Annotated in this window: 7 protein-coding genes; 2 read left to right on the top strand and 5 right to left on the bottom strand. The window is 44.9% G+C overall.

Features of this window, described 5'->3' with window-relative positions; genetic code table 11:
- The 3 genes from WBA23_RS04125 to WBA23_RS04115 all read right to left on the bottom strand — a co-directional run.
- Nucleotides 1-222 (bottom strand): helix-turn-helix domain-containing protein (locus WBA23_RS04125; RefSeq protein ID WP_424580981.1); only part of this gene is annotated, 222 nt, incomplete at its 3' end.
- 194 nt (nucleotides 223-416) lie between these two features.
- Nucleotides 417-1925, bottom strand: a complete 1509-nt coding sequence (locus tag WBA23_RS04120; protein WP_424580980.1) for a magnesium chelatase — start codon at nucleotides 1923-1925, stop codon at nucleotides 417-419.
- 152 nt (nucleotides 1926-2077) lie between these two features.
- A complete protein-coding gene (locus tag WBA23_RS04115; RefSeq protein WP_424580979.1) occupies nucleotides 2078-3184 on the bottom strand; it encodes a vWA domain-containing protein in 1107 nt (368 codons plus the stop codon).
- 209 nt (nucleotides 3185-3393) lie between these two features.
- Between WBA23_RS04115 and WBA23_RS04110 the strand changes: the two genes are divergently transcribed.
- Nucleotides 3394-3969 (top strand): hypothetical protein, encoded by a 576-nt coding sequence (locus tag WBA23_RS04110; RefSeq protein ID WP_424580978.1) that lies wholly within the window; start codon nucleotides 3394-3396, stop codon nucleotides 3967-3969.
- Nucleotides 3970-4052: 83 nt separating this feature from the next.
- On the top strand, nucleotides 4053-4394 hold the full coding sequence (locus tag WBA23_RS04105) for a hypothetical protein (RefSeq protein WP_424580977.1): 342 nt from the start codon (nucleotides 4053-4055) through the stop codon (nucleotides 4392-4394).
- A gap of 13 nt (nucleotides 4395-4407) precedes the next feature.
- Here WBA23_RS04105 and cysM read toward each other — a convergent pair whose 3' ends face one another.
- Nucleotides 4408-5286 (bottom strand): cysteine synthase CysM, encoded by an 879-nt coding sequence (cysM, locus tag WBA23_RS04100; protein ID WP_424580976.1) that lies wholly within the window; start codon nucleotides 5284-5286, stop codon nucleotides 4408-4410.
- A gap of 16 nt (nucleotides 5287-5302) precedes the next feature.
- Nucleotides 5303-5691, bottom strand: a 389-nt coding sequence (locus tag WBA23_RS04095; RefSeq protein ID WP_424580975.1) for a serine O-acetyltransferase, incomplete at its 5' end; no start/stop codon positions are given.

Genomic DNA, 5691 nt, shown 5'->3' with positions numbered 1-5691 from the left:
GCGTTGAATAGCTTGTTCTAATACAAAAATTTCTTCTTCAGCAAACTTGATACCCGGGATGCTTCCGTCATCGTCTACGCCAATTAGCAGGTTTCCGCCGTTGGTGTTAGCAAACGCCACGATCTCCCGCACAATTTTATCGGGATGAGCAACTTTCCGTTTAAACTCTATCGTTTCACCTTCGCCTTGCTCTACTAGCCTGCGAATTTTCTGTAACAACATACTTAGTCAATTAGCAATGAACAATGTACAGTGAACAATAAAACTCAGCCTATTTTGCCGCTAATTGTTAATCGTACACTGCACATTGACTCTAATCAGCATCATCTTTTTAATCGGCAATGAACAAGCTGCAATGAGCAATTGTGAAAGAGAAAATTCATTGTTCATTGCTAACTGCACATTGCTCACTGATCTTAGTCATCGTCTTCTTCTTCGTAATCCGACATGGAAAACATACTGCTGAGTAGGTCTTTAAATTGAGTGCCTGAGGTAAGCTGTTTTTTACTTAATTGGCTATACTCGGCTAAGCCGTGCAGTGCAAATTCCATCATAAACAACTTTTCTGATTCGCCCAACCCTTTATGGTACTGTTCTACTAAATCTTGTAAGCCCGGTACGCTTTTTATCAACTTTTTGTATTTGCTGTCGCTGAGGTCGTTAAGCAAATCTACCTCATTACCTTCGCCAAACCAGTTTACAATCTTCCGATACGGATTGCGCTCTTTCTGCTTACGTTTATCTTCTGGATTCGGAAAGTACTCAACAAACTGGGTTCGAATAGCTTTGCCTACCAAGTTGTGGGCCACAATACCCGGCCCTTCTTGCTCACCCTCGTATACTAGCTCTACTTTTCCGGTGATGGATGGAATTACTCCCACAAAATCGGACACGCGGATAAGCGTACTTTTCTCGTTGTTGATAAGCATTCGGCGTTCGGCAGAGCTTAGCAAGTTTTCGTAGGCAGAGATGGTTAGACGAGCTGAGATTCCACTTTTTTCGTCAACATACTCACTTTCGCGGGCTTCAAAGGCAATCTGTTCAATCAGATCCTTGGCAATACTGGTGATGGTGATTTTCTTCTGTGGCTCCTTAATACGAGCTTCTTGTTCCGTGATCTTCCGGCTGATCTCAATAGAGCGAGGATAGTGGGTAATGATCTGACTATCAATCCGGTCTTTAAGTGGAGTAACAATACTACCTCGGTTAGTATAATCTTCGGGATTAGCCGTAAACACAAACTGAATATCGAGGGGCAACCGAACCCGAAAACCGCGAATCTGAATATCACCTTCCTGCAATATGTTAAACAGTGCTACCTGAATGCGGGCTTGTAAATCGGGTAATTCGTTAATCACAAAAATACCTCGGTGCGAACGCGGTACTAACCCGTAGTGAATCACGCGCTCATCTGAGTAGGGGAGCTTCAACGAAGCGGCTTTAATAGGATCGGTATCACCAATCAAATCAGCTACGGAAACATCGGGCGTAGCCAGTTTCTCGGTGTATCGTTCGGAGCGATGCACCCAGGCAATGGGGGTTTTGTCGCCGTGTTCTTCCACGGTGGCCTTACCGTAGTAGGAGAGCGGCTGTAATGGATCATCGTTTAGCTCAGCTCCTTCAATGATTGGAACATATTCGTCCATTAATTCTACCATCATGCGGGCCATCTTGGTCTTTGCTTGGCCTCGCAACCCCAAGAAGATGATATTGTGCATTGACAGAATAGCCCGTTCCGTATCTGGGATCACCGACTCTTCGTAGCCCCAAATGCCTTCAAACACCTGCTGTTGATCCTGAAGTCGCTGAATGAGATTATCGCGTAATTCTTGCTTCACCGATCTGGACTGATAACCACTGGCTTTTAACTCACCCAGCGTATGAATTTTAGTCAGCTTATCGGAGGGTATATCTTGATATTTCATGTAGTGTGATTGGATTTCTCTATTGTTAAATAGCTAAAGCACTAAATTGTTAAATGGCTGAAGTGCCAATATTTGATGACTAATGACGAATAAATAATGATTAATAACTAAGAAGGAATTAATCATTATTCATCAATCATTGCTCATTATTGTTACTGTTTAAAGTTTTTTCGGCGATTACGTCGGTAGTCTTCAAAAATGAGGTGGCCTAATCCCTTGAGGTTGCTGTAGTAGGCATTTCCGTTATTTACCTGGGTAAACTTCTGAACGAACTGTTTTAGGTACGGATCGGAAGCGATCATAAAGGTGGTAACCGGAATACCTAATCGGCGACACTGCGCCCCCAGGTTTAGGGTTTTATTCAAAATCTTACTATCCAGTCCGAAGCTGTTTTTGTAGTACTTGATGCCCTGCTTCAGGCAGGTAGGCTTACCATCGGTAATCATAAAAATTTGCTTATTGGCGGTTTTACGGCGGCGCAAAATATCCATCGCCAGTTCTAGCCCGGCTACGGTATTAGTGTGGTACGGGCCAACTTGTAAATAGGGCAAATCTTTAATCTGAATCTGCCAGGCATCGTTGCCAAATACAATAATATCCAGCGTGTCTTTCCGGTACTTGGTGGTAATCAGTTCAGATAAAGCCATTGCCACTTTTTTGGCTGGAGTGATTCGATCTTCACCATAAAGAATCATGGAGTGCGAGATGTCAATCATCAGCACCGTAGAAGTCTGCGTTTTATACTCGGTATCGTTCACCTCCAGGTCGCCTTCCGTGAGCGTAAAATCGCCCAAGCCGTGGTTGATCTGGGCGTTGCGAATAGAATCGGTCATAGCAATCTGCTCCAGCGTATCGCCGAACTGATAGTCGCGGCGATCGGTACTAGGTTCATCACCGAAGCCACTGTAGGGAGTTTTATGGTCACCCTTGCCCGACTTTTTCAGCTTCCCGAAGATTTCTTCCAGCGCATCGCGCCGAATTTTTCGCTCGGTTTTGGCCGTTACTTTAAACTCGCCTTTCTGATTTTCTTCGGTAATGTAGCCCTTGTCTTTCAGATCCTGGATGAAGTCACCCATACCGTATTCGTCGTTGGTCAGTCCGTACTGATTGTCCAGACTGTTCATCCACTGCAAAGTTTCGGAAACATCGCCGGAGGTAATCACCATCAGCTCCATAAAAATCTTCAGTAGCTGGTCAAACGTACTCTGACCTTCCTGTTCCGGGCCGGGGGTATAATCGGTAAATCGGTAGCCTATCATAGTCTTGAAAACGTGGTTGAGAAGGGATTGTTTTGCCCATTTAGAACGAACTGCTGGTAGGCAAAAGTTCAATTAATAACTGAGCAGAACATCTACTAGAATGAACTGAAAATTATTGGAAGATACGCGCAACGTTTGCTAGACCACAACGTATCAACATCATTAAAAATATCTCCTTGTAAAGTATTTGTACCCTATAATCGAGTGCTATGAAAAAATGGATAATTACGTTAATTAGTGGTGCTTTAGTGACCATGTCCTACGCTCAAGAAATTAATCATCAGAATACACTGAGGCTAGGACTGAACCGAGCATTTTTTGGGTCGGGAGATATTATTGGACCAGCGTTGTACGTAGAATATAGCCGAGAACTCAATTCGTTTCTGGCGATAACCCCGCGCATTATGAGTGCCTACGCTAATAGGAACGATGACAACCTAATCAGCCATGCTTCCGACTTCGGCACAAGTGTCTCTCTGCGCATCACGCCCTTTCCCTACAATGGTTTCCGCCGAATAAAAGTGGATATAGGAGGATTGTATCACCGATTCATTCAATCGTACGGCTCGGTAGGAAGCGTTGATATTTACGATACTGTTATCATGAGTGACTCCAATTACCGTAAAGATGATCTGTTCGGATTTATTGGCTCAGTCAACATTAGCATCCTGGATAATGATCGGTTTGATCTAGGTGGTCGTCTGGACTTACTTACTAGCCTGGACGAAGGGTACCTTAATGCTGATTCTTTCCAGTACGGATTGTTCTTTGGAGTTAAATTTTAACCAAAGCGGCAAAAGCAAATACTTGATTGGCACTCGACTTTGTTTGTCTTTAGTACAACAATTTTTACCTAACCGTTAGTGCCATGAGATTCACTTTATTACCGCTTATACTGTTGATGGTAGTGGGTTGTACGCCTCGCATATTCTATTCGGGAGAAAAGTATCCGCCCTACCAACCTCATGAAATTGAAGTTTTTTTTGATGAAAATAAAATTGATCAGCCCTACGAGGTGATAGGTACGTTAGCCGATAGCGGAGCATCAGGGGCAAAAAGCGAAAAAATTCAGCAAGCGATGATTGATCGTGCCAAAGCAGTTGGGGCTGATGCTATTGTATTTCACGACGTTGATGTAGCCCATAATGAAGTAGGCGCTGTATTGATACGGAAGGCGAAAGCTATCCGCTATCATTATCCAGACAATTAGATGAATGAAATAGTTAAGTAAACAGATCAGAACTTAGGTAACGGTCGCCACGGTCGCAGACGATATGTACGATCACTCCTGAATCAATTTCTTCCGCTATTTGTAAAGCGGCCCAGAGAGCACCGCCACTGCTCATCCCAGATAATATTCCCTCTTCCTTCGCTAATCGCTTAGCATAGGTTCGGGCATCGGCTTCACTAACATCAATGACTCGGTCAACCCGTTCCGGTTCAAAAATCTTGGGCAGAAACTCCGGACTCCACCGGCGAATGCCCGGAATACGTGACCCGTCGGTGGGTTGCGTACCCACGATCTGTATGGCGGGGTTTTGTTCTTTCAAGTAGCGCGACACTCCCATGATGGTACCCGTAGTGCCCATCGCCGAAACAAAGTGGGTGATCTTTCCTTTGGTGTCCCGCCAGATTTCGGGTCCAGTGGTTCGGTAGTGAGCGCGGTAGTTATCGGGGTTACCAAATTGGTTTAGCATGAAGTATCCTTCGTTGGCGGCCATCTGTTCGGCTAGTTCGCGGGAATATTCAATCGTTTTTTCGGCGGGGGTTAGCACCACCTCGGCACCGTAGGCCTTCATCGCCAGCACTCGCTCGCGGGTAGAATTGTCAGGCATTACTAGGGTGATGTTTAGCCCCAGTACGCTCGCAATCATAGCCAGCGCAATACCGGTATTTCCGCTGGTGGCTTCTACCAACTGGTCGCCCACTTGAACATCCCCTCGGTCTAGCGCACTTCTAATCATGCTGTAGGCCGCCCGGTCTTTCACACTTCCGCCCGGATTATTTCCTTCTATCTTTCCCAATAAGGTTACATTTTTTTTGGTAGGAATAGCTTGTAGTTCAACTAGGGGAGTGTTTCCGATAAGGTCGATGAATTTCATAGACGTAAAAAAGTTGCTAACTGGTTTTGTGAATAATTAAATCAGTCTCCTGCGATACATCATTGTACATTCGGGATTGATAGTATACCTTAGAATTGGGAGGAACGCTGCGCGTGAGCCATACGTTACCACCGATAACACTGCCCTGCCCGATCACCGTTTTACCGCCTAAGATAGTAGCCCCTGAGTATATTACTACGTGGTCTTCAATGGTCGGATGGCGTTTAATAGCGGCGTCTTCCTTATTTACACTTATTGCCCCCAAAGTAACATTCTGGTAGATTTTAACATAATTGCCGATAACGACGGTAGCTCCAATCACAATTCCGGTTCCGTGGTCGATGCAAAAGTGAGAGCCAATGGTGGCGGACGGATGAATGTCAATGCCGGTTTTACTGTGCGCGT

Source organism: Tunicatimonas sp., from assembly GCF_049647865.1.
In the GTDB taxonomy this organism is placed as follows: domain Bacteria; phylum Bacteroidota; class Bacteroidia; order Cytophagales; family Cyclobacteriaceae; genus Tunicatimonas.
The sequence above is the reverse complement of the archived record's forward strand: the minus strand, read 5'-3'. Positions and strand labels throughout refer to the sequence as shown.

What these genes read in the sequence shown, in the direction of transcription:
- WBA23_RS04120 (WP_424580980.1), bottom strand. Translation starts at nt 1,925, where the DNA reads ATGAAATATCAAGATATACCCTCCGATAAGCTGACTAAAATTCATACG.
- WBA23_RS04115 (WP_424580979.1), bottom strand. Translation starts at nt 3,184, where the DNA reads ATGATAGGCTACCGATTTACCGATTATACCCCCGGCCCGGAACAGGAA.
- WBA23_RS04110 (WP_424580978.1), top strand. Translation starts at nt 3,394, where the DNA reads ATGAAAAAATGGATAATTACGTTAATTAGTGGTGCTTTAGTGACCATG.
- WBA23_RS04105 (WP_424580977.1), top strand. Translation starts at nt 4,053, where the DNA reads ATGAGATTCACTTTATTACCGCTTATACTGTTGATGGTAGTGGGTTGT.
- cysM (WP_424580976.1), bottom strand. Translation starts at nt 5,286, where the DNA reads ATGAAATTCATCGACCTTATCGGAAACACTCCCCTAGTTGAACTACAA.